The organism is Streptomyces sp. NPDC053432 (assembly GCF_055585365.1).
Window position 1 is genome coordinate 202,036 of record NZ_JBVJKF010000009.1, and the last position, 23,489, is coordinate 225,524.

Sequence of the window (23,489 nt, forward strand, 5' to 3'; positions counted from 1 at the left end):
AGGCCCGGCGGGGGCCGACCGGTCGGGGCTGTCGGTGCGTGCGGCTAGCCTCTTTACGTGTCCGCGCGTCCCCCCGTCCTCACCGATCCCGAGCAGCTCAAGGAGCTCCTCGGGATCCCCTTCACGCCCGAACAGATGGCCTGCGTCACCGCCCCACCCGCCCCGCAGGTCGTCGTCGCGGGCGCCGGTTCCGGCAAGACCACCGTCATGGCCGCCCGCGTCGTCTGGCTCGTCGGCACCGGCGCGGTCGCGCCCGAGCAGGTCCTCGGCCTGACCTTCACCAACAAGGCCGCCGGCGAGCTCGCCGAGCGCGTGCGCAAGGCCCTCGCACGGGCCGGCATCACCGACCCGGACCCCTCCCCGGCCGATCCCGACGCGGCCGGCGGCGAGCCCCGCATCTCCACGTACCACGCCTTCGCCGGGCAGCTCCTGAAGGACCACGGGCTGCGCATCGGCCTGGAGCCCGCCTCCCGCCTGCTCGCCGACGCCACCCGCTTCCAGCTCGCCGCGAAGGTGCTGCGCGAGGCCCCAGGCCCCTACCCCGCGCTCACCAAATCCCTCCCCGACCTGGTCGGAGACCTCCTCGCGCTCGACGCCGAACTCTCCGAGCACCTCGTCGAACCGGACGTGCTGCGCGCCCACGACACCGCCCTCCTGGACACCCTCGCCGGCACCAAGCTCACCAACGAGGACCTGCGCAAGGTCCCCGAGGCCGTCCGCGGCCGCCTCGAACTGCTGGAACTCGTCTCCCGCTACCGCGCCGCCAAACGCTCCCGCGACCTCTTCGACTTCAGCGACCAGATAGCCCTGTCCGCGCAGCTCGCCACCACCCGCCCCGAGGTCGGCGCACTGCTGCGCGAGGAGTTCCGCGTCGTCCTGCTCGACGAGTACCAGGACACCTCCGTCGCCCAGCGCCTCCTGCTCTCCGGCCTCTTCGGCGCGGGCACCGGGCACGCGGTGACCGCAGTCGGCGACCCCTGCCAGGCCATCTACGGCTGGCGCGGCGCCTCCGTCGCCAACCTCGACGACTTCCCCGAGCACTTCCCGCACGCCGACGGCAGCCCCGCCACCCGCTTCTCCCTCAGCGAGAACCGGCGCAGCGGCGGCCGCCTGCTCGACCTCGCCAACGGCCTGGCCGCCCCGCTGCGCGAGATGCACGAGGGCGTCGAGGCGCTGCGGGCGGCCCCGGGCGAGGAACAGGCCGGGTACGTGCGCTGCGCGCTGCTGCCGACGCACGCCGAGGAACTCGAATGGCTCGGGGACTCCGTCGCCCACCTGGTGCGCACCGGCACGGAGCCGGGGGAGATCGCGGTGCTGTGCCGTTCCGCGGGGGACTTCGCGCAGATCCAGGCCGTGCTGGTGGCCCGGGACGTGCCGGTGGAGGTCGTCGGCCTGTCCGGCCTGCTGCACCTGCCCGAGGTCGCGGACCTGGTCTCGGTCTGCGAGGTGCTCCAGGACCCGGGGGCCAACGCCTCACTGGTCCGGCTCCTGATCGGCCCGCGCTGGCGGATCGGCGCGCGCGACCTGGCCCTGCTGGGCCGCCGGGCCCGCCTGCTGGTGGGCCGTGCCCCCTCCTCCGCCGAGGACCCGGACGAGCGTCTCGCGGCGGCCGTCGAGGGCGTGGACCCGGCCGAGATCATCTCCCTGGCCGACGCCCTGGAGACCTTCCTCGACGGCGCCGGGCAGGCCCCGGACGACCTGCCGTTCTCGGCCGAGGCCCGGGTCCGCTTCGCGCACCTCGCCCAGGAGCTGCGCGACCTCAGGCGCTCCCTCGCCGACCCGCTGATGGACGTACTCCACCGGGTCCTGGCCACCACGGGCCTGGACGTGGAACTGTCCGCGTCCCCGCACGCCCTCGCCGCCCGCCGCCGCGAGACCCTGTCGAACTTCATGGACGTCGCCGCCGGCTTCGCAGCCCTCGACGGCGAGGCGACCCTCCTCGCGTTCCTGGGCTTCCTGCGGACGGCGGCCCAGTACGAGAAGGGGCTGGACCACGCGCTGCCCGGCGGGGAGAACACGGTCAAGGTCCTGACCGCCCACAAGTCCAAGGGCCTGGAGTGGGACGTGGTCGTCGTCCCCGACCTCTGCGCGGGCTCCTTCCCCAAGGAGAAGGCGCCGGAGGCCTGGACCTCGTACGCGAAGGTGCTCCCGTACGCCCTGCGCGGCGACGCCGCCACCCTGCCGGCGGACCCGGCGTGGACCTCGGCGGGCCTGAAGGCCTTCAAGGCGGCGCTGAAGTCCCACAAGGAGACGGAGGAACTCCGCCTCGGCTACGTCACCTTCACCCGCCCCCGCTCGCTCCTGCTGGCGTCGGGGCACTGGTGGGGCCCCACGCAGAAGAAGCGCCGCGGCCCGTCCGCGTTCCTGACGGCCCTGTACGAGCACTGCGCGGCGGGCTTCGGCGAGATCGAGTTCTGGGCGGAGGAACCCGACCCGAAGGCCGAGAACCCGTCCCTCGCCGACGACTCCGCCCCGGACCACTCATGGCCGCTCCCGCTGGACCCCGCCTCGCTCGCCCTGCGCCGGGCGGCGGCGGCCCTGGTCGAATCCCACCTGGCGACCCCGCCTCCCCCCGAGGACGAGGACCCCTACCTCTGGCCCCCGCACTGCGAGGACCCGTCCTACGAGGACGAACCCTGGCCGACCGAGCCCCCGGCCGCGCCCGGCCCACCCGGGAGCTCCCCCGCGCCCCCGGCCGAAGGCCCGGACGCCGACGACCCCTGGGCCGCTGAGCCCTGGGCGGAGCCCCGGCCCGCCGGCGCAGGGGCGCCCGTCTCCGGAGCCCCTGCCCCGGGCGAGGGGCCGGGCCTCGACGACCCCTGGGCGGTCGAGGGCTGGGCCGGCGGCGCAGCCGTGCCCCGGGCCGGAGCCCCGGTTTCGGGAAGGGGCGGGGTGGGGGACACATCCGTCCTGCCGGACCCCGCCGACCCGTACGGCGACCTCTGGGAGGCCGACGAAGCCCACGGCGCAGCCGTACGCGTGCCCGGGCCCGCACGGCCCGCCCGCCCCGCCCGCCGGGGCGCCCCCGGCGGCCCGACCCCCCTCACCCCCGAGGAGGCACGGACGATCGCCTCCTGGGACCGCGACCTCGACGCCCTGGAGGGCGAGCTCCGCCGTGCCCGCGCCGCCGTCCGGGACGTCGAGCTGCCGCCCGCCCTGTCCGCCAGCCAGCTCCTGCGCCTCGCCGCCGACGAGCAGGGCTTCGCCCGCGACCTCGCCCGGCCCATGCCCAAGCCCCCGCAGCCCGCAGCCCGCCAGGGCACCCGCTTCCACGCCTGGGTGGAGTCCCGTTTCGACGAGCTGCCCCTCCCGCTCCTCGACGTCCTCGACCCCGCCACCGAGCTGCCCGGCTCCGACCAGGAGATCGCGGACGAGGCCGACCTCGACGCCCTCAAGGCCGCCTTCGAACGCAGCGAGTACGCCGACCGGCCGCCCCACCGCATGGAGGCACCGGTCCAGCTCACCCTGGCCGGCCGCGTCATCCGCGGCCGGATCGACGCCGTGTACCGCACCGATGACGGCGGCTACGAGATCGTCGACTGGAAGACCGGCCGCACCACCCAGGCCGACCCCCTCCAGCTCGCCGTGTACCGCCTGGCCTGGGCGGAAGCCACCGGTACCCCCCTCGCCAAGGTGAAGGCCGCCTTCCTGCACGTCCGCAGCGGCCGCGTGATCCGCCCCCGCAACCTCCCCGGCCGGGCCCGTCTTGAGCGGATCCTCCAAGGCAAATCGGGCACGGACGGTGATGCTCAGGCGGAGGGCTAGGCTCGTGGCCATGAGCCTCAGCACGCCGGACAGCGTCGTCCGCACGTACATCGACACCCACCGCGCCGCCTTCCTCGACGACCTGGCCGAATGGCTGCGCATCCCCTCCGTCTCGGCGCAGCCCGAGCACGCGGACGACGTGCGCCGCAGCGCCGAATGGCTGGCCGCGAAGCTCAAGGAGACCGGCTTCCCGGTCACCGACGTCTGGGAGACCGACGGCGCCCCGGCCGTCTTCGCGCACTGGCCGAGCGAGGACCCGGACGCCCCCACCGTCCTCGTCTACGGGCACCACGACGTGCAGCCGGCCGCCCTCGCCGACGGCTGGCACACCGAGCCGTTCGAACCGGTCGTCAAGGACGGCCGCATGTACGGCCGCGGCGCCGCCGACGACAAGGGCCAGGTGTTCTTCCACACCCTCGGGGTGCGCGCGCACCTGGCCGCCACCGGCGCCACAGCCCCCGCCGTGCACCTGAAGCTGCTCATCGAGGGCGAGGAGGAGTCCGGCTCCCCGCACTTCCGCGCGCTCGTCGAGGCACGGGCCGCCGAGCTCGCCGCCGACGTCGTGATCGTCTCCGACACCGGCATGTGGTCCGAGACCACCCCCACCGTCTGCACCGGCATGCGCGGCGTCGCGGACTGCGAGATCGACTTCCACGGCCCGGACCAGGACATCCACTCCGGCGCCTTCGGCGGAGCCGTGCCGAACCCGGCCACCGTCGCCGCCCGCCTGGTGGCCGCCCTGCACGACGGGGACGGCCGGGTCACGATCCCGGGCTTCTACGACGGCATCGCCGAACTCACCGACACCGAGCGGGCGCTCATCGCCGAGCTCCCCTTCGACGAGGCGGAGTGGCTGCGCACGGCCAAGTCCCACGCGGCCGCCGGCGAAGCCGGCTACTCCACCCTCGAACGGGTCTGGGCCCGCCCGACCGCCGAGGTCAACGGCATCGGCGGCGGCTACCAGGGCCCCGGCGGCAAGACGATCGTGCCCGCCTCCGCCCACCTGAAGCTGTCGTTCCGACTGGTCTCCGGACAGGACCCGTACGAGGTCGAGGCGGCCGTCAGGGACTGGGTGGCCGCCCGCGTCCCCGACGGGATCCGGCACTCCATCACCTTCGGCGCCCCGACCCGCCCGTGCCTGACCCCGCTGGACCACCCGGCCCTGCAGTCGGTCGTACGGGCCATGGGCCGCGCCTTCGGCCAGAAGGTCCGCTTCACCCGCGAGGGCGGCTCGGGCCCGGCGGCCGACCTCCAGGACGTTCTGGACGCCCCCGTCCTCTTCCTCGGCATCTCGGTACCCTCCGACGGCTGGCACTCGCCGAACGAGAAGGTGGAGCTGGATCTCCTCCTCAAGGGCGTCGAGACGACCGCCTACCTGTGGGGCGACCTGGCCGCCACCCACCGGGGCGGGAGCGCCTGACACCCGTACCACGCACGCACCCGCATCCGCCGCACTCGTAGTCCGTACGCCTGCCTAGTCCCACCACCGGGGGAGTTGGAAGTACCTGTGAGCACCCGTACCGAGCGCCCGCTCTCGCTCGCCGCGCCCAGCGGAATCGACCGCGCCGCGCACCACCGCCTCGACGAGGCGTGGCTCGCCGCGGCCTGGAGCCACCCCACCACCCGTGTCTTCGTCGTCTCCGGCGGTCAGGTGCTGATCGACGACACCCCCGACGGGGGCACCGGCATCGTGATGACCGCCGCCTTCGAGGCCCCGGCCACGGAGACGCACCGGTACTTCCTGGGCACCGACGAGGACGGCGTACGGTACTTCGCACTGCAGAAGGACTCGCTGCCGGGCCGCATGGACCAGTCGGCCCGCCCGGCCGGCCTGCGCGAGGCCGGACTGCTGCTGGGCCCGCGCGACGCCGGGCTGATGGTGCACGCCGTGGCGCTGGAGAACTGGCAGCGGATGCACCGTTTCTGCTCCCGCTGCGGCGAGCGCACGGTCGTCGCGGCCGCCGGACACATCCGCCGCTGCCCCGGCTGCGGCGCCGAGCACTACCCGCGCACCGACCCGGCCGTGATCATGCTGGTCACCGACGAGCAGGACCGCGCGCTCCTCGGCCGCCAGGTCCACTGGCCCGAGGGCCGCTTCTCGACCCTGGCCGGCTTCGTGGAGCCGGGCGAGTCCATCGAGCAGTCCGTGGTGCGCGAGGTGTGGGAGGAGGCGGGCGTCAGGGTCGGCGAGGTCGAGTACGTGGCCAGCCAGCCGTGGCCCTTCCCGTACAGCCTGATGCTGGGCTTCACGGCCCGCGCCACCACCTCCGAGATCAACGTGGACGGCGAGGAGATCCAGGAGGCCCGCTGGTTCTCCCGCGAGGACCTGCGCCGCGCGTTCGAGACCGGCGAGGTGGTGCCCCCGTCGGGCATCTCCATCGCCGCCCGCCTCGTCGAGAACTGGTACGGCGAACCGCTGCCGAAGCCGGCCGCGTGAGTTTCGTCGCCGGGTGACGTTCGTCACGGCGTCACGCCGGGCACGGCAGAAGGCCCCCGCCGAGGCGGGGGCCTTTCTGACGGGCACGGCCGGGCCCGGTGGACCGCTCAGACGGCGAGGGCCTGCTTGACCTGGGCCAGGCTCGGGTTCGTCATGACGGACTCGTTGCCGGCGGCGGACTTCACGAGCACGGTGGGAACGGTCTGGTTGCCGCCGTTCGCCTTCTCCACGAACGCCGCGGACGCCGGGTCGAGCTCGATGTTGATCTCGTTGTACGCGATGCCTTCGCGGTCCAGCTGGGTCTTCAGCCGGCGGCAGTAGCCGCACCAGGTGGTGCTGTACATCGTGACGGTGCCCGTGTCCTGCATGCTGCGCTCTCCTTCGTGAGGGCTCGGTGGTCCGAGTACCCGAACGTACGGGACCCCGCCGCCATTCCCGTACCACTCCCGCGGCCGGACCGGTACGACGAACGTGCGCGGGCTGTGGACAAGTTTCCCGCCCGGCCCACGGGACCTGGCAGCATTGCGGGGTGACAGCAGCAACGCACTCCCCATCCTTCACCGCCTCCGCCGGCGCCCCGGAATCGGCCGACGCGGTGCTCCTGGGCCTGGACCCGGAGCAGCGCGAGGTCGCCACGACCCTGCGCGGACCGGTGTGCGTGCTGGCCGGCGCCGGCACGGGCAAGACCCGCGCGATCACCCACCGGATCGCGTACGGGGTCCGGTCCGGCCAGCTGATGCCCGCCAGCGTGCTGGCCGTCACCTTCACCAACCGCGCGGCCGGGGAGATGCGCGGCCGCCTGCGCGCACTCGGCGCCGACGGGGTCCAGGCCCGCACCTTCCACTCCGCCGCCCTGCGCCAGCTCCAGTACTTCTGGCCCAGGGCCATCGGCGGGGACGTGCCGCGGCTGCTGGAACGCAAGATCCAGCTCGTCGCCGAGGCCGGCGCCCGCTGCCGCATCCGCCTCGACCGGGGCGAGCTGCGCGACGTCACCGGCGAGATCGAGTGGGCCAAGGTCACCCAGACGGTGCCCGCGGACTATCCGGCGGCCGCCGTCAAGGCGGGCCGCGAGGCCCCCCGGGACCTGGCCGAGATCGCACAGATCTACGGGACGTACGAGCAGCTCAAGCGCGACCGCGCGATGATCGACTTCGAGGACGTGCTGCTCCTGACGGTCGGCATCCTCCAGGACCGGCACGACATCGCCGAGCAGATCCGCGCCCAGTACCAGCACTTCGTGGTCGACGAGTACCAGGACGTCAGCCCGCTCCAGCAGCGGCTGCTCGACCTCTGGCTCGGCGAGCGCGACAGCCTCTGCGTCGTCGGCGACGCCAGCCAGACGATCTACTCCTTCACCGGCGCCACCCCCGACCACCTGCTGAACTTCCGCACCCGCTACCCGCAGGCCACCGTGGTCAAGCTGGTCCGCGACTACCGCTCCACCCCCCAGGTGGTCCACCTCGCCAACGGCCTGCTGAAGCAGGCCCGGGGCCGGGCCGCCGAACACCGCCTGGAGCTCGTCTCGCAGCGCGAGACAGGCCCCGACCCGGTGTACGCCGAGTACCCGGACGAGCCCGCCGAGGCCGAGGGCGTCGCCCGCCGGATCCGCGACCTGATCGCGGCGGGCGTCCCGGCCGGTGAGATCGCCGTGCTCTTCCGCATCAACGCCCAGTCCGAGGTGTACGAACAGGCCCTCGCCGACGCCGGGGTCCCCTACCAGCTGCGCGGGGCCGAACGGTTCTTCGAGCGGCAGGAGGTCCAGAAGGCGATCCTCGCGCTGCGCGGAGCCGCCCGCTCCGGCGGCAACGACCGGGTCCTCGACGACGTCGTGGAACTGGGCGCCCAGGTCCGCGCCGTGCTCAGCTCCACCGGCTGGACGGCGGAGCCGCCGGCCGGCTCCGGCGCCGTCCGCGACCAGTGGGAATCGCTGGCCGCCCTGGTCCGCCTCGCCGAGGACTTCGCCCGCAGCCGCCCCGGGGCCACCCTGGCGGACCTGACGGTCGAGCTGGAGGAGCGCAAGGCCGCCCAGCACGCCCCGACGGTGCAGGGCGTCACCCTGGCCTCGCTGCACGCGGCGAAGGGCCTGGAATGGGACGCGGTGTTCCTCGTCGGCCTCACCGACGGCATGATCCCGATCACATACGCCAAGACCGACGAGCAGGTCGAGGAGGAGCGCCGGCTGCTCTACGTCGGCGTCACCCGTGCGCGGCTGCACCTGACCCTCTCCTGGGCGCTCTCCCGCGCCCCGGGCGGCAGGGCCTCCCGTCGGCCCAGCCGGTTCCTGAGCGGCCTGCGGCCGGGCTCCGCGGCTCCCGGAAGCCTGCCGGGCTCTCCGGCGGACCGGGCGGCACGCAGGAGCGGCAAGCGGGGGCCCACGCTGTGCCGGGTGTGCCGCAAGACCCTGACCGAGGCCGGCGAGCTCAAGCTGATGCGCTGCGAGGACTGCCCGTCCGACATGGACGAAGGGCTCTACGAGCGGCTGCGGGAGTGGCGCGCGGTGCAGGCGAAGGAGCAGGGAATGCCCGCGTACTGCGTGTTCACGGACAAGACGCTCATGGCCATCGCGGAGGCCGCGCCCTCGGAGCCGGGGGAGCTCGCGATGATCTCCGGAGTGGGCGGCCGCAAGCTGGACCGGTACGGGGCCGACGTCCTGGCCATCTGTGCAGGCCAGGAGAGCGGAACCGGGGATTCTGACGACGCGTAGAAACTCGTCGGAAAAATAGTTTGCACATGCCCAGCGAAGACCCATAGGTTCTTAGCAACGGAAACGGTGGCTTCTCCGAAGCCCCTGATCCGTGCTGTACTTATCCGAATACGCATGGGACGGGCCCTCGGGCCAGGTCCCCGAGACGCCGAGAGGAGGCGAGACCAGTGACCAGCTTCATGACCTTCACCAAAATGACCGATCGCTCGGTCGCCGCTTCCTGCCTGCTCGGTTCCGTCTCCCTCCGGGGTACCGGTGCGTCCGCGATTTCCGCCGGCCGCCCTGCCCTGCTGGCGACCCTTCCGGTCAGCGCGCGCAATGAGCGACCGACCCAGGCACCGGTGGCAGTACTGGCAGCAGAAGCTCAGGCGCAGGGCGCCTATGGCCTCGCCGCCGCAGCCGGTGCCGCCAGTGCCGGATTCAAGCGCCAGACGAAGCAGACGACGAAGCACCAGCACCACCTGATGTGGGCCTTCCGTGGGCTCGAACCCTGGAGTGATCCAGCCTGATCGCAAGATCAGGCCGGCGCCTTCAGGGCCGCGGAACCCCACCCGGGATCCGCGGCCCTTCTGTTTGTCCCCGAACGGGGATGACGGAGCGAAGGGGCCTCGGGACTGGCAGAACCAGACCAGCCGAGACCGGCCGACCGGCCGGAACGACTAGCCGACCAAGACGAGGAAGAAAACACCGTGCAACTCGAAGCGCACGCCCCGTCCGTATCGCAGACCCAGACTCTCTCCCCGCCCGCAGTCCCGGAGGACTCCACCTTGACCCCGCTCACCGCGCTCACCGCGCTCGACGACGCCATCGAGAACCTCGGCGTCCCGGTTCCCTGCCGCACCTTCGACCCGGAGGTCTTCTTCGCCGAGTCCCCGGCGGACGTCGAGTACGCGAAGTCCCTCTGCCGCACCTGCCCGCTCGTCGAGGCCTGCCTCGCCGGGGCGACCGAGCGTCGTGAGCCCTGGGGCGTCTGGGGCGGAGAGCTCTTCGTCCAGGGCGTCGTCGTAGCCCGGAAGCGCCCGCGTGGCCGTCCGCGCAAGAACCCGGTTGCAGCGGCATGACCGCCCTCGGAACCATCGACCGCCCCCTCACGCACGACCCCCTGAAGCAGGCCCTCATGTCCCCCTCCACCACGAGCGAGCAGCCGCACGGCGCCGCCCACGCAGACTTCATCACCGCAGGCGCGATCACCTCGCGTCAGAACAGGACCCGCGAAATGCAACTCATCCCAGAAGCCCTGGCTCGTGCCCATATGGACGACCGCATGCGTGAGGCGGACGCCGAGCGTCACGCCCTGCGCCTGGTCGCCGCCCGCCGCATGCAGCGGCGAGCCGAGCGCGTCTCGATGCGCGCCCGCCGCGCGCTGGCCATGGCCGTCATGCACTAAGAGCTGAAGAAGACAGCGCCACCGGGGGGACCGGTCCGAAGGGACCGGTCCCCCCGGTGCGTTGCGGACGGCCCTCCACCCCGTACGGGGATATCGTCTGCAGGTGGACCAGCCGACTCCCCACCCCGTCCCACCGCAAACCGAGCCCGAGCCCGTCGTCTGCGCGCGCTGCGGCACCCAGGCCCCGCCCGGCCCCCCGCCCACCTGGACCTGCTCGGTGGAGAACGGGACCAGACAGTACTTCTGCGTCGACTGCGCGCGCGCCAACCTCCGCGCGATCGAGGGCAGGCTCGACTCCTCCTGGTGGTGACCGCCTCACGGCATCACTCCCCGGAGGCGAACCCCGGCAGCCAGGCGTCCAGTTCGTCCCGCAGCCGCACCGTCGCGCCCAGCTGGCACAGCACCCCGATGGTGCTCAGCGTCACGCGGTGGATCAGCAGGTACGAGGGCGGCAGGTTGATCTGCCGGCCCAACTGGTGCGCGGGGGAACGGGGATCGGCGATCCTCGCCGCCTGGCCGCGCAGCCACGGCCGGGTGAAGGTGAACTCCTCGGCCTCGGCGGGCTCGATGATCGGCTTCAGGTAGTCCAGCACCGCGTCGGGGTCCAGTTCTATGGACTCCTTCACGAACCCCTCCGCGCACAGATGGCCGTAGACCCCCTCGGCGTCGCCGTCCAGGGTCATCCGCAGCGACCTGCCGATGGGCTCGGGCCAGCCGCCGGGCAGCCGGTCGACCGTGCCGAAGTCCAGGACGCCCAGCCGCATCCGGCCGTCCGCGGCCGATATAAGGCGGAAGTTGCCCGGGTGCGGGTCCGCGTGCAGCAGCCCGGTGCGCGCGGGACCGGAGAAGAGGAACCGGGCCAGCAGCTGACCGGCGCGGTCGCGCTCCTCGTCGGTGCCGTCGGCTATCACCTCCGACAGCGGGGTGCCCTCCAGCCACTCGGTCACCAGCACCTGGTCGCCCTGGTGCACGACCTGCGGCACGACCACGTCCGGGTCGTCCGTGAAGGCGTCCGCGTGCGTCCGCTGGGCCTCCGCCTCCAGCTCGTAGTCGAGTTCCTCGGCGACCCGGTCGCGCAACTCCTTGATCAGCGGCTTGATTTCCATGCCCGGGATCAGCGGACCCAGCAGCCCCGCGAACCGGCCCAGCTGCTTCAGGTCCGACAGCAAGGCCTCCCCGGCCCCCGGGTACTGGACCTTGACCGCCACCGCCCGGCCGTCGTGCCACACCGCCCGGTGCACCTGGCCGATGGAGGCCGCCGCGGCCGGCTTGTCCTCGAACTCCTCGAACAACTCCCGCCAGTCCGCGCCGAGCCGCTCCGCCAGCACCTGGTGGACCGTCGCCGCAGGCAGCGGCGGAGCCGCCTCCTGAAGCTTGGTCAGCGCCGCCCTGTACGGCCCCGCGACCTCCTCGGGCAGGGCCGACTCGAAGACCGACAGGGCCTGCCCGAACTTCATGGCACCGCCCTTCAGCTCCCCGAGCGTGCGGAACAGCTGCTCCGCGGTGCGCTGTTGGAGCTCGCGCGCCACTATCTCGGCAGACTTCCCGCCGATCCGCTTGGTCAGCCCCCACGTGGCCCGGCCGGCGATGCCGAGCGGCAGCGCGGCCAGCTTGGCGGTACGGGTGACCGCCTTTCGGGGAAGATCAGACATAACGCCCCTCCGTTTCCCAGACAGCTGCGCCGCAAGCGGCAGCCTCCGGCCCGCCCTCCGGCCCGGCGGATCCCCCGCATCCTGTCATGGCCCTTCCCGCCGGTCCGCTCCCGATCCTCCTCCCGCGTGCTCCAGCGCCGCTGGACGGGTCGCGCTCGCCCCGCACGGGCAGTCGGGGTGCGGGCGCACCGGCGAGGCCTCCCAGTGCAGGGCGGGCAGGGCCACCTCCCAGCGGGAGCCCGTACTGGCCGGGAGCTCGCCGTCGAGGAAGGACAGCGCGTGCGCCGCGGCCAGGCCGGCCACGGCCGTGGACAGCCCCAGATCGCAGGCGGCGGCCGCGCGGCGGCGGTGTGCCGATCTCCACTGCACCAGCATCCTCGGCCAGGCCGGATCACCGTCCACCCGGTCGCGTTCCATGCACCCGGCGCAGGCCGTAGCCCCCGGCAGCACCAGCGGCCCCACCAGCCCGGTGCCCTCCAGCACTCCCGCGAACAAGTGCGGGACGCCGCTGGCGACCCAGCCGGCCGAGGTCTCCGGATCCGGCGCCCAGGCCCCCAGCCCGTCCCGGGGTGCGACCACCACCAGGGCCAGCCCGGGCTCCGCCCCCGTGTGTTCCGCGGCCCTCGGGGCGGGGCCCGGGGCCGCCTCGCGCACCGCCTTCCCGGCCGCCTCCGCCCGCAGGCGGCCCACCCCGCCGGGCCCGATACCGCCCGGCGCCACATCGGCCGGTTCCACCCGGCCCCCGTCGAGGACTTCGACCCGGCCCACTCCGGCCCCGGCCAGGACCGAGGCGATCACCGCGCCCACCCTGCCGCTCCCGCGCACCTGGACCCGTATCGCCCGGCGCGCGGCCACGCCCCGCAAGTCCCCGCCCGGCTCGCGGTGCACGAGGGAGAGCGAGCCCAGATCGGGCCCCAGACGCTCCAGGACCGCCGCCCGCTCGCGCACGGCCTGCGCCCGCGGCCCGCCCGCGGTGACGTCATCGATCAGACCGGCCCCCGCCAGCCGCCGCACCACCTCGTCCGCCTGACCGTCCGGCAGACCCATCGCCGCGGCCTCCGCGCGCAGCAGCTCCATCCCCCGCGTCCCGTCGATCCGGTCGATCAGCGCACCCGTCGCCGTGTCCACCGGACCGAGCACCACCGCGTGCGCGGGGGTCACCCCGAACTGAACCGTCTGCAGATCCCTCCAGGCCCGCGCCAGCGCCGGCTTCACCTTCGGATACATCCCCAGCCTCCCCTGATCCCCATCCGGGTCCCGATCCCGATCCCGATCCCGAATTCCTCGTCACCCGCGTCGTGCGCTTCGTCGGCTTCGCCCACGTCTTCCGCGGCCACTTCCGCAACAGTGCCCGCCCGCCGAATTCCGTGCAGGAATTTGTCCACAGGCGGGAGGTATTGGGCATATGAGATGGAGAAAAGGGGTGTTCTGCGGACCCGCCGTGAATCGATCATGTTCGAACCCCGGACGAGCGGGACTTCCGCGACGCCCAGCGGGTACCGTCGTGGCGTGTCCGCCGACCCAACGCAGCGCGCCGTGGAAGTCCGCCGGAGCGCGCGCCGCCGCAGGACCGTATCCGCCTACCGCGAGGGTGACCGTACGGTCGTCCTCATCCCTGCCCGGATGTCCGAGGCGGAGGAGCGGCGCTGGGTGGGCGTCATGCTCGACAAGCTCGCCGCCCAGGAGGGCAGACGCGCCATCGGCGACGCGGAACTGGGCGAGCGCGCCGAGCGTCTGTCCGAGCAGTACTTCGGCGGCCGCGCACGCCCGCGCTCGGTCCGCTGGGTCACCAACCAGAACACCCGCTGGGGCTCCTGCACCCCGGCCGAGGGCAGCATCCGGCTCTCCCACCGCCTCCAGGGAATGCCGGAGTACGTGGTCGACTACGTGCTCCTCCACGAGCTCGCCCACCTCCTGGTCCCCGGTCACGGCCCCCGCTTCTGGGAACTGCTGGAGGCCTACCCGAAGACCGAGCGGGCCCGCGGATACCTGGAGGGCGTGGTCGCGGCCGAGCGGCTGCCGAAGGTCCCCGCGGCCCGCGACGAATAGGTCCCGGGCGGCGCGGCGTGATATGTACCGGGTCGGTACCGGCTTGGCCGGATGTCGGAAGTTGCCGTTAGCCTGAGCGGCACGTATTCACAGTCGGGATGGGGGACGGTCGTTACGTATGGCCAGGGAATTCCAACGAGGCCACAAGGCCAAGATCAGTGATCTGACGGCGGGCACGGACCTGTACGTAGGCGTCCAGATCTCCGGACCGGGACTCACCTTCGACATCAGCTGCTTCGGCCTCGACGCCAACGAACAGCTCTCGGACGACCGTTACTTCGTCTTCTTCAACCAGCCGAAGTCGCCGGAGGAGTCCATCCAGCTGCTCGGCGCGCAGTCCGGCGACGCGGAGTCCTTCCGTGTGACCCTGGACCGCGTCCCGGCGCACATCCACAAGCTGTCCTTCACCGCCACCATCGACGGCGCCGGTCAGATGTCGCAGATCGGCCCGGGCTACATCCGGATCGTCGCGGGCGGCGAAGAGGTCGTCCGGTACTCGTTCAACGGCTCGGAGTTCAGCACCGAGCGGGCCGTCATGCTCGGCGACTTCTACCTCAAGGACGTCTGGCGCTTCGCGGCCGTCGGCCAGGGCTTCGACGGCGGACTCGAGGCGCTGCTGAAGAACTTCGGCGGCGAGGTCGCCGAGGAGGAGCCGCAGCAGCAGGTCCCGCCGCAGGCCGCGGCCTCGCCCGGATTCGCCCCGCCGCCGCAGGCCGCGCAGGCCTCGGCCCCCGCCCCGGCCCCGTCGTTCGGCGCCCCCGCCCCGCAGGCACCCGCCCCGCAGGCCCCGGCCCCCGCGCCCTCCTACGGCTCCCAGGTCCCGGCCGCCCAGGCCCCCGCCCCGCAGCCGCAGGCGTACCCGCAGCACAGCGCGCCCACGATGGCCGCGCCGCTGGCCGCGCCGCCGCAGTCCTACGGACAGCCCCCGCAGCAGCCCTACGGCCAGGTCCCGCCGCCGCCCGCCCCGGCCCCCGCGCCCTACGGCCAGCAGCCGTCGTACGGTCAGGTCCCCGTCGGCCAGCCGCAGCCGGGCTACGGTCAGCAGCCGCCCGCCTACGGCCAGGTCCCCGGCCAGCAGCCGTACGGCCAGCAGCCCCCCGCCTACGGCCAGCAGCCCGGCTACCCCCAGCAGGCCGCCCCCGCGGCCGGCGCGGGCCTCGCCGCCGCCCTCCAGCCGTACAAGGAAGCCCCTACCGGCGCCCGCTGGACCGCGCAGAACCAGCAGCTCATGCGCGTCGACCTCAGCATGGGCGGCCAGCCCGTCCTCGCCCGCCAGGGCAGCATGGTCCTGTACCAGGGCAAGGTCGACTTCAGCTACAAGGGCGCGGGCTTCGCCGGCCGCATCGTCGGCAACGCCACCGGCCAGGAGATGCAGCTCATGCGCTGCACCGGCCGCGGCCAGGTCTTCCTCGCGGAGAACGGCGCGCACCTGCACGCCATCGAACTCCAGGGCGACGCGATCTGCGTCTCCGCCGAGGCCGTCCTCGCCTTCGACGAGTCGCTCCAGCACGAGGTCCGCCGCATCGAGGGCCACGGCATCCCCGGCGGCGCCCTGTTCACCATGCAGTTCCAGGGCACCGGCACCGTGATCGTCAAGACGCACGGCGTCCCCGTCGTCCTGCCCGTCACCCCGACCACCTTCGCGGACAGCAACGCCATCGTGGCGTGGTCGGCCGCCTCCCAGGTGATCCTTTCCAGCCAGGTCCGGCTCCGGCGCAACGCCTACCCCGGCCACAGCGGGGAGACCGTGAACCTCCAGTTCCGCGGTGCTCCCGGCAACTTCATCGTCGTCCAGCCGTACGAGGTCTGAGGGAGCCCGACATGAACGCCATGAACCAGCAGCTCGCGGGCTACGCCCCGACCCCCGTCACGGCCCGGATGGAGAACCACGGCCGGGCCATGCTCAAGGTCGCCATGCAGAGCGGCCAGGACCTCTTCGCCCGCACGGGCTCGATGGTCGCCTACGAGGGCTTCGTCCAGTACGAGCCCAACCCGCCCGCCGTCCGCCAGATGGCCTCGCAGTGGCTCACCGGCGAGAGCACCCCGCTGATGAAGTGCACCGGCGACGGCCTGCTCTACCTCGCCGACTACGGTGCGGACGTCGTCTGCATCAACCTCAACAACGACGCCCTCTCGGTCAACGGCACCAACCTGCTCGCCTTCGACGCCCACCTCCAGTGGGGCGTCGAGCGCGTCAAGGGCATGGCGAAGTTCGCCGGCCAGGGCCTGTTCAACGTGCAGGTCGCCGGCACCGGCTGGGTCGCCATCACCTCCCGCGGCACCCCGATCGTCGTCGACTGCGGCCGCGGCGAGGACGAGACGTACGTCGACCCCGACGCGCTCGTCGCCTGGTCCCCGAACCTGAAGGTCAAGGGCAAGCGCAGCTTCAAGGCCTCGTCCCTGATCGGCCGGGGCAGCGGGGAGGCCTACCAGATGGCCTTCTCCGGCCAGGGCATCGTCGTCGTACAGCCCAGCGAGGACAGCACCGACCGGCTCCGGGTCCGGGGCTGAGGGGGAGAAGGCACATCATGCAGAGCTCACTTTTCGCCCATGCCGAGGCGCAGTCCCAGGAGCGGTACGCCGTGCAGAACCCGCAGCTGCTGCGGGTCACGCTGACCGGCCACGACGACGTGCTCGCCCGCAAGGGCGCCATGGTCGCCTACCAGGGCATCGTCGACTTCGACGGCGAGTACCAGAGCACCACCCAGCGCACCGCCCGCGCCCGCACCGGCGAGGGCCTCGACCTGATGCGCTGCTCCGGGCAGGGCACGGTCTACCTGGCCAACCTCGCCCAGTACGTCCACGTCGTCGACGTGGACCAGGACGGCCTCACCGTCGACAGCAGCTACGTCCTCGCCCTGGACTCCACGCTGCACACCGAGGCCATCGCGGTCGACAGCCAGTACGGGATCTCCGGCTCGGGCAAGTACCAGCTCAACATCACCGGCCGCGGCAAGGTGGCCCTGATGACCTCCGGGCAGCCGCTGATGATGCAGGTCACGCCCGACAAGTACGTCAACGCCGACGCGGACGCCATCGTCGCCTGGTCCACCTCGCTGCGCGTGCAGATGCAGGCCCAGACGCACTCCACCGGCGTCTGGCGGCGCCGCGGCAACACCGGCGAGGGCTGGGAGCTCAGCTTCCTGGGCACCGGCTTCGCGCTGGTCCAGCCGAGCGAGGTGCTGCCGCCGCAGAACGCCCAGCTGGGCCAGGGCATGGCGGCCCAGTTCGGCATGGGCCAGCACGGCGCGCACGCCCAGAACCAGAACAACGCCTGGAACTAGCGGCGAAACGACGCGCCGGAACGACGCGCCGAAACGACGCGAGGGGCGGTCCCGGTGCGGGACCGCCCCTCCGCGCATCCACGGCTCAGGCGCCGAGCCGCGCCAAAGTCGCCTCCAGCAGCCGCACGACCGAGGCGTCGGCCACCGCCGGCACCTCCGCGTACGGGAACCAGCGCAGGTCCAGGGACTCGTCGCTGATCTCCGCCTCCGCGCCGGCCGGGGCCAGCGCCGCGTACTGCACGTCCAGGTGCCAGTTGCAGGGCGCCGGGATCGGATGCCGGTCCAGCCGCACCGGCCCACCGGGCAGCAGGCTCAGCCCGGAGGCGATACCCGACTCCTCCACGGCCTCGCGCAGCGCCACCCCGGCCAGGGTGTCGTCGCCGGGCTCGCAGTGGCCGCCCATCTGCAGCCACATGCCCAGCTTCCGGTGCAGGGTCAGCAGGACCCGCCCTCGCTCGGGGTCGATCACCAGGGCGCTGCCGGTGACGTGCCCGGCCCGGCAGGGCTTGTAGACCCCGTCCTCGTGGGCGGCGAGGTGCTCCAGGTAGACGTCGCGCAGCTCCGGCTGGTCCTCGTACGTCTTCAGTACCAGGACCGCGTCCTCGTGCAGGCTCACTTCTCGCCGCCGTCCTCGTCGCGCTTCTCCGCGGCCTCGCCGAGCATCTTGTCCAGCTCCGAGAAGTCCGGCTGCTCGCGGTGCACGAAGCCGTCCGGGTCGTCCAGGTCGGAGGCCGTCGGCAGCATGTCCGGGTGCTCCCACAGCCCGTCGCGCCCGTCCACCCCGCGCGCGTCGGTGAGCGAGGCCCACAGCCGCGAGGCGTCCCGCAGCCGGCGCGGACGCAGCTCCAGGCCGATCAGCGTCGCGAACGTCTGCTCTGCCGGACCGCCCGAGGCGCGCCGCCGGCGCATGGTCTCGCGCATCGCGTCCGCCGAGGTCAGGCGGGGCTTGGCCGCCTCGTGCACGACCGCGTCCACCCAGCCCTCGACCAGCGCGAGCGCCGTCTCCAGGCGGGCCAGGGCGGCCTTCTGCTCGGGAGTGTCCTGCGGCTGGAACATGCCGCCCTGGAGCGCCTCCTGGAGCTGCTCCGGATTCGACGGGTCGAGCTGACCGACCATTTCCTCCATCTTGGAGGTGTCGACCTTGATGCCGCGGGCGTAGCCCTCGATCGCACCGAAGAGGTGCGAGCGCAGCCACGGCACGTGCGCGAACAGCCGGGCGTGCGCCGCCTCACGCAGGGCCAGGTACAGCCGCACCTCGTCCGAGGGGACGCTCAGGTCCTTGCCGAAGCTCTCGATGTTCAGCGGCAGCAGCGCGGCCTTGCCGGCCGGGCCCAGGGGCAGCCCGATGTCGGTGGAGCCGACGACCTCACCCGCGAGCACGCCCACGGCCTGCCCGATCTGCTGGCCGAACATGGCGCCGCCCATGGAACGCATCATCCCGAGCAGCGGGCCCGCCATGGCCTGCATCTCCTCGGGCAGCACGCCGCCCATGGCCGCGCCGACCCGCTCTGCGACCGGGTCCACGAGCTCCTTCCACACCGGGAGGGTCGCCTCGACCCACTCGGCGCGGCTCCACCCCACGGCGGTGTTGGCGCCCGAGGGCAGCGAGGTCACACCGTCCAGCCAGTGGTCGGCGAGGCGCACGGCCTCCTCGACGGCCGACTTCTCGGCGATGCCGACGCTCACGTCCTTCACGCCGTCCGACGTGCCCTGGGCGACGGTCTGGCGGGCGATGTCCTTGGCCATGTCCCAGTTCACGGGACCGCCCTCGTAGCTCAGCATCTGGCCGAGCTGCTGGAAGGCGGCGCCCAGGTCATTGGGGTTCATCGAGCCGAACATCGCGGCGAACGGATTGTCCGCGCCGCCCTGGCCGCCGGCGCCGGGCAGTCCCATACCCGGGAACCCGAACGGATTCGGGCCGCCCTGACCGCCCTGATTGCCCTTCTTCTTGCCCTCGTCGCCGTTGTCCGGCTCCTCCGGCGGAAGGCCGAATCCGAATGGGGTGTCGCTCACGGGTTTCCTCGGCTCGTAGGGCCGCCGGCGGGTGCCGACGGGCAATGGTCCGACAACACCACCCAGCGTAGACACCCGAGCCGCTTGCGGGCTCGGTGCTCCGCCGACTCCTGGGCTGCGGCAGGATGGACATCACCTGGTAGGTACGCGTCACGGCGCGTCCCTACTGAAGACAACCGCTGGAGACGCCTGGTGAGTTCCCCGGATCCGAACGCTTTGGACAAGCTCAGCCCGGAAAATCGCCCCGAGCAGGGCGAGAGCACCGACGGTGTTCGCCAGCCGCGTAACCCGGCCCTGCGCGGTCCGGTGATCGCGGTGACCGGTGCCGCGACCGGGGTGGGCGCCGCCCTGGTGAGCCGACTGGTCGAGTCCGACGAGGTCAAGCAGGTCGTCGCGATCGACGAGCGGCGCGGCGACTGCGCGGCCGCGCAGTGGCACGTCCTGGACGTACGGGACCCGGCGATCGCCGAGAAGCTGCGCGGCGCCGACGTGGTCGTCCACCTCGCGCTGGACCTCGACCTGGAGACCGACCCGGCGGCCCGTACGGCGTACAACGTGCGCGGCACCCAGACCGTGCTCACGGCCGCCGCGGCGGCCGGGGTGCACCGGGTCGTGCTGTGCACCTCGGCGATGGTCTACGGGGCCCTGCCGGACAACGACATCCCGCTCTCGGAGGACTCCGAGCTGCGGGCCACCGCCGAGGCGACCGGCGTCGGCGACCTGCTGGAGATCGAGCGGCTGGGGCGGCGGGCACCGCGCGCGCACCCCGGGCTGAACGTGACCGTGGTCCGCCCCGCGGTCCTCGTCGGCGGTACGGACACCGCGCTGACCCGGTACTTCGAGTCCCCGCGCCTGCTGGTGGTGGCCGGCTCCCGGCCGACCTGGCAGTTCTGCCACGTCGAGGACCTGGTCAGCGCGCTGGAGTACGCGGCGCTGGAGAAGGTCGAGGGCGAGCTGGCGGTGGGCTGCGAGGGCTGGCTGGAGCAGGAGGAGGTCGAGGAGCTGAGCGGCATCCGCCGCATGGAACTCCCGTCCGCGGTCGCGCTGGGCGCGGCGGCCAGGCTGCACCGGATCGGGCTCACGCCGTCCCCGGCGGGGGACCTCGCCTACACGATGCACCCGTGGGTGGTCAGCGTCAGCGGGCTGCACGCGGCGGGCTGGCGGCCGAGGTGGACGAACGAGGAGGTGCTGGCCGAGCTCCTCCAGGAGGTCGCCGGACGCCACACCGTCGCGGGGCGGCGGCTGGGCCGCAAGGACGCCACCGCCGCGGGTGCGGCCGGGGCGACGGTCGCGCTGCTGGGTGCGGCCGCGGTGGTCCGCGCGGCGCGGAGGCGGCGCGGCCTGTAGGCCGTGCCGCCGCTCCGGAGGCGGTCCTGCGGCGCCGACGCGCAAGCGGCCCCGGGCTGCGCCCGGGCTCCCGGGGCTCCGCCCCGGACCCCGCGCCTCAAACGCCGGCGGGGCTGGAATTGCCGCCCCGGGGCCTCAGGCGTCGGCGGGGCCGGGGTCGCTCCTGTAGGAGGATCCCAAGGCGGGGGGCGGGGGACGGGCGATTCGGCTATTCCGCCGCGTCGGCGGCTAGGGCACGATGAAGGCATGGCACCGCACTTCGACCACCCCGGCGAGCAGGCCGCTCCGGATCCCATCAGGCTGCTCGAGATCCGTGACGAGCCGCTCTCGATCGACGAGGTCTTCCAGGCCGTCGGCGACGACGCGACGGGCGGTACGACGCTCTTCGTCGGCACGGTGCGCAACCACGACGGCGGAGCCGACGTCGAATCCCTCGGCTACTCCTGCCACCCCACCGCGCAGGCCGAGATGCGCCGCGTCGCCGAGCGCGTCGTGGCCAAGTACCCGGTCCGCGCCCTGGCCGCCGTGCACCGCGTCGGAGACCTCTCCGTCGGCGACCTGGCCGTCGTCGTCGCCGTCTCCTGCCCGCACCGCGGCGAGGCCTTCGACGCCTGCCGGATGCTCATCGACGACCTCAAGCACGAGGTCCCGATCTGGAAGCACCAGACGTTCTCCGACGGCTCGGAGGAGTGGGTCGGCGCCTGCTGACCCCCGGCCGGAGGGCCGCCCCCGCAAGGGGGTACCCTCGCACCCGTTCGGCCGCGCAACACGCCCTCGATTTGCGTAACCCCCCCACGGGCACGAGCGTTGAAGCCACCACAACGGCACGTACTTTCGGGGTAGGGAGACACGCCCATGGCATCTCTGGCGTGGTTGCTGATTCCGCTGTTCGCCGCGATCGGCGCGGGCATATGGGGCAGCTGGGCCGCACGCGACCGTACGCAGGGCGACATATCCGAGCTCGCCGGCTACGCGCGGTTCCGCGAGGCCATGGGCAAGGCCGATCCGGCCAGGGTGAAGGCGGAAGCACACTCCGGTTCCGACGCCGTCTGACGCGTCCCGCGAGTGCTCGCGCCCCCTGGGGACCGGCCCCGGGAGCCGCTTCACAGGGCCGTCCCGTACTGTCGGATCCATGCCACGCCGCACCGCGACGATGCTCGCCTCCACGCTCGTGCTGTTCGCGCTGCTCTGCGCGGGGGTCTTCATCAAGGTCCCGTACTCCGAGATGAGTCCCGGCCCGACCGTGAACACGCTCGGGGACTCGCACGGCGAGCCCGTCCTCAACATCTCGGGGCGCAAGACGTACCCGACCAGCGGCCACCTCAACATGACGACCGTCCGCGTCACCGGCGCGGACTACGACATGAACCTGCTGGAAGCGGTCTACGGCTGGCTGGCCGACGACAACATCGTCGTACCGCACGAGAACTTGTACCCCGACGGCAAGACGGACGAGCAGTCCACCCAGGAGAACGCCGAGGAGTTCAGCCAGTCGCAGCAGAGCGCCAAGGTCGCGGCCCTGAAGCAGCTCGGCATCCCCGTCTCCGCCCGCGTGATCGTCGCCTCCGTCGTCAAGGACAGCCCGTCCGACGGCAAGCTGCACGCCGGTGACGTGATCAAGGCCGTCGACGGCACCCCGGTCACCGCGCCGGAGGACGTGGCCAAGTTCGTCACCAGGCACAAGCCCGGAGAGCCGGTCGAGTTCACCATCGTGCCCGCGGCGGAAGCGGCCGAGGCGGCCAAGGCGAACCGGGAGCCCGGCGGCTCCACCAAGATCGCCATCACGGCCGGCAAGGCGGAGGGCGACGGTCACGCCATCGTCGGCATCCGGGCCGGCACCGACCACACCTTCCCGTTCACGATCGACATCAAGCTCGCCGACGTCGGGGGGCCGAGCGCCGGCCTGATGTTCGCCCTCGGCATCGTCGACAAGCTGACCCCCGAGGACCTGACCGGCGGCAAGTTCGTCGCGGGCACCGGCACCATCGACGACACGGGCAAGGTCGGCCCCATCGGCGGCATCCAGATGAAGACCATCGGGGCGCGCAACGCGGGCGCCGAGTACTTCCTCACGCCCGCCGAGAACTGCGCCTCGGCCTCCAAGAACGTGCCCGAGGGCCTGACCCTGGTGAAGGTCTCCACCATCGACGACGCCACGAAGGCGCTCGAGAAGATCCGCAAGGGGGACAAGGCCGGGCTGCCGCAGTGCGGCGCCAGGCCCTGACCCCCCCCCGCACGGCTCAGGAGAAGGTCGCCGCCAGCGCCTCCGCCAGCCCGGGCACCAGTCCGCCGCCCGTGAGGACCTCCGTCGAGGAGTCCTTCTCCCGCAGCCGTACGGCCGACTCGCGCGAGCCGTCGCGCAGCACGGCCACCGTGAGGCGCACCTCCTGCCGCTCCGGGTGACCGGCGACCCACTTCGCCAGCTGCTTGTCGTTCAGCCCCTCCGGTACGGAGGCCTCCGCGGACGGCGGCAGCATCAGCCGCTCCACCGTCAGGGCGCAGCCGACGACCGCGTCGGGCCAGGCGACGGTGCCCAGGAACTTGTCGAGGGGGGTCCCCTTGGGCAGCGCGTCCTGCTCGATCGGGGTGAGGGAGCTGTTGCCGGCGTCGTCCTGGTCGAGGCCGAGCTGGGTCGCCAGGCGCGGCTCCTGCTTCTTGAGCTTGGCGGTGTCGACGAGGGCGAACAGCCGCGCGGGCTGGTCCCAGCCGAGGCCGGAGGCGTACTCGTCGATCTCGAGACAGGCCCGCGTGAGCGGGCTGGCCGCCATCGGCGTGCCGGGGGAAGGCGAAACGTTGGACATGGACAACATCCTGCCTCCTTTCCGGCGGATACCGGGAACTGACTAAAGCC

At 72.8% G+C, this 23,489-nt stretch carries 22 protein-coding genes; 16 read left to right on the top strand and 6 right to left on the bottom strand.

All coding sequences use genetic code 11. From position 1 onward, the window contains the following. The first annotated feature begins 57 nt into the window (after positions 1–57). The 3 genes from ACZ6Y1_RS17620 to nudC all read left to right on the top strand — a co-directional run bounded on the left by ACZ6Y1_RS17620 (position 58) and on the right by nudC (position 6,202). Positions 58–3,765: a UvrD-helicase domain-containing protein gene (locus tag ACZ6Y1_RS17620; RefSeq protein WP_469629724.1), complete on the top strand. Its 3,708-nt coding sequence runs from the start codon at positions 58–60 to the stop codon at positions 3,763–3,765. Between the two features lie 10 nt (positions 3,766–3,775). Then, a complete protein-coding gene (locus ACZ6Y1_RS17625; protein ID WP_469629726.1) occupies positions 3,776–5,185 on the top strand; it encodes a dipeptidase in 1,410 nt (469 codons plus the stop codon). 75 nt (positions 5,186–5,260) lie between these two features. After that, entirely contained in the window at positions 5,261–6,202 is a 942-nt protein-coding gene (gene nudC, locus ACZ6Y1_RS17630; RefSeq protein WP_469629729.1) for an NAD(+) diphosphatase, read from the top strand. A gap of 107 nt (positions 6,203–6,309) precedes the next feature. Here nudC and ACZ6Y1_RS17635 read toward each other — a convergent pair whose 3' ends face one another. After that, complete coding sequence (locus tag ACZ6Y1_RS17635) at positions 6,310–6,570, bottom strand: mycoredoxin (protein ID WP_030029876.1); 261 nt, start codon at positions 6,568–6,570, stop codon at positions 6,310–6,312. A gap of 26 nt (positions 6,571–6,596) precedes the next feature. On the opposite strand from ACZ6Y1_RS17635, the gene ACZ6Y1_RS17640 reads away from it, so the two are divergent. The 5 genes from ACZ6Y1_RS17640 to ACZ6Y1_RS17660 all read left to right on the top strand — a co-directional run bounded on the left by ACZ6Y1_RS17640 (position 6,597) and on the right by ACZ6Y1_RS17660 (position 10,603). Then, the gene (locus ACZ6Y1_RS17640; protein WP_469629733.1) at positions 6,597–8,906 is read left to right on the top strand and encodes an ATP-dependent DNA helicase UvrD2; all 2,310 of its coding nucleotides are present in this window, start codon (positions 6,597–6,599) and stop codon (positions 8,904–8,906) included. A gap of 167 nt (positions 8,907–9,073) precedes the next feature. Then, a complete protein-coding gene (locus ACZ6Y1_RS17645; RefSeq protein ID WP_469629736.1) occupies positions 9,074–9,415 on the top strand; it encodes a hypothetical protein in 342 nt (113 codons plus the stop codon). Positions 9,416–9,595: 180 nt separating this feature from the next. Then, positions 9,596–9,967 (top strand): WhiB family transcriptional regulator, encoded by a 372-nt coding sequence (locus ACZ6Y1_RS17650; RefSeq protein WP_365165514.1) that lies wholly within the window; start codon positions 9,596–9,598, stop codon positions 9,965–9,967. Next, positions 9,964–10,293 carry a hypothetical protein gene (locus ACZ6Y1_RS17655; RefSeq protein WP_469629741.1) on the top strand — a complete coding sequence of 110 codons (330 nt, stop codon included), beginning with the start codon at positions 9,964–9,966 and terminating at the stop codon, positions 10,291–10,293. The genes ACZ6Y1_RS17650 and ACZ6Y1_RS17655 overlap by 4 nt, the downstream gene beginning before the upstream one ends. Positions 10,294–10,396: 103 nt before the next feature. Continuing rightward, positions 10,397–10,603 (top strand): hypothetical protein, encoded by a 207-nt coding sequence (locus tag ACZ6Y1_RS17660; RefSeq protein ID WP_469629744.1) that lies wholly within the window; start codon positions 10,397–10,399, stop codon positions 10,601–10,603. A gap of 13 nt (positions 10,604–10,616) precedes the next feature. Here ACZ6Y1_RS17660 and ACZ6Y1_RS17665 read toward each other — a convergent pair whose 3' ends face one another. Together ACZ6Y1_RS17665 and ACZ6Y1_RS17670 are read right to left on the bottom strand one after the other, a co-directional pair. Further along, positions 10,617–11,945, bottom strand: a complete 1,329-nt coding sequence (locus ACZ6Y1_RS17665) for an ABC1 kinase family protein (protein WP_469629748.1) — start codon at positions 11,943–11,945, stop codon at positions 10,617–10,619. Between the two features lie 84 nt (positions 11,946–12,029). Beyond that, positions 12,030–13,172 (bottom strand): TOMM precursor leader peptide-binding protein, encoded by a 1,143-nt coding sequence (locus ACZ6Y1_RS17670; protein ID WP_469629751.1) that lies wholly within the window; start codon positions 13,170–13,172, stop codon positions 12,030–12,032. Positions 13,173–13,397: 225 nt separating this feature from the next. Here ACZ6Y1_RS17670 and ACZ6Y1_RS17675 point away from each other — a divergent pair, with 225 nt between their 5' ends. The 4 genes from ACZ6Y1_RS17675 (at position 13,398) to ACZ6Y1_RS17690 (ending at position 17,278) form a co-directional block, all read left to right on the top strand. Next, positions 13,398–13,994: a M48 metallopeptidase family protein gene (locus ACZ6Y1_RS17675; RefSeq protein ID WP_469629754.1), complete on the top strand. Its 597-nt coding sequence runs from the start codon at positions 13,398–13,400 to the stop codon at positions 13,992–13,994. A gap of 118 nt (positions 13,995–14,112) precedes the next feature. Continuing rightward, on the top strand, positions 14,113–15,804 hold the full coding sequence (locus ACZ6Y1_RS17680; RefSeq protein WP_469629757.1) for a TerD family protein: 1,692 nt from the start codon (positions 14,113–14,115) through the stop codon (positions 15,802–15,804). A gap of 20 nt (positions 15,805–15,824) precedes the next feature. After that, positions 15,825–16,505, top strand: coding sequence for an AIM24 family protein (locus tag ACZ6Y1_RS17685; protein ID WP_469629989.1), 681 nt, complete (start codon positions 15,825–15,827; stop codon positions 16,503–16,505). A gap of 17 nt (positions 16,506–16,522) precedes the next feature. Then, the gene (locus tag ACZ6Y1_RS17690; protein WP_469629760.1) at positions 16,523–17,278 is read left to right on the top strand and encodes an AIM24 family protein; all 756 of its coding nucleotides are present in this window, start codon (positions 16,523–16,525) and stop codon (positions 17,276–17,278) included. Positions 17,279–17,363: 85 nt separating this feature from the next. On the opposite strand, the gene ACZ6Y1_RS17695 is transcribed toward ACZ6Y1_RS17690, so the two are convergent. After that, positions 17,364–17,894 (bottom strand): NUDIX hydrolase, encoded by a 531-nt coding sequence (locus tag ACZ6Y1_RS17695; RefSeq protein ID WP_469629762.1) that lies wholly within the window; start codon positions 17,892–17,894, stop codon positions 17,364–17,366. Beyond that, positions 17,891–19,291: a zinc-dependent metalloprotease gene (locus tag ACZ6Y1_RS17700; protein WP_469629765.1), complete on the bottom strand. Its 1,401-nt coding sequence runs from the start codon at positions 19,289–19,291 to the stop codon at positions 17,891–17,893. Before ACZ6Y1_RS17700 ends, ACZ6Y1_RS17695 begins: the two co-directional genes overlap by 4 nt. Before the next feature lie 192 nt (positions 19,292–19,483). On the opposite strand from ACZ6Y1_RS17700, the gene ACZ6Y1_RS17705 reads away from it, so the two are divergent. The 4 genes from ACZ6Y1_RS17705 to ACZ6Y1_RS17720 all read left to right on the top strand — a co-directional run bounded on the left by ACZ6Y1_RS17705 (position 19,484) and on the right by ACZ6Y1_RS17720 (position 22,862). Then, a complete protein-coding gene (locus ACZ6Y1_RS17705) occupies positions 19,484–20,638 on the top strand; it encodes an SDR family oxidoreductase (protein ID WP_469629768.1) in 1,155 nt (384 codons plus the stop codon). Between the two features lie 246 nt (positions 20,639–20,884). After that, a complete protein-coding gene (locus ACZ6Y1_RS17710) occupies positions 20,885–21,346 on the top strand; it encodes a molybdenum cofactor biosynthesis protein MoaE (RefSeq protein WP_469629771.1) in 462 nt (153 codons plus the stop codon). Positions 21,347–21,493: 147 nt separating this feature from the next. Then, the gene (locus tag ACZ6Y1_RS17715) at positions 21,494–21,691 is read left to right on the top strand and encodes a hypothetical protein (RefSeq protein WP_469629774.1); all 198 of its coding nucleotides are present in this window, start codon (positions 21,494–21,496) and stop codon (positions 21,689–21,691) included. Between the two features lie 79 nt (positions 21,692–21,770). Continuing rightward, positions 21,771–22,862 (top strand): YlbL family protein, encoded by a 1,092-nt coding sequence (locus ACZ6Y1_RS17720; RefSeq protein WP_469629777.1) that lies wholly within the window; start codon positions 21,771–21,773, stop codon positions 22,860–22,862. A gap of 16 nt (positions 22,863–22,878) precedes the next feature. Here ACZ6Y1_RS17720 and ACZ6Y1_RS17725 read toward each other — a convergent pair whose 3' ends face one another. Next, the gene (locus tag ACZ6Y1_RS17725; RefSeq protein ID WP_469629780.1) at positions 22,879–23,448 is read right to left on the bottom strand and encodes a PPA1309 family protein; all 570 of its coding nucleotides are present in this window, start codon (positions 23,446–23,448) and stop codon (positions 22,879–22,881) included. Positions 23,449–23,489 lie beyond the last annotated feature (41 nt).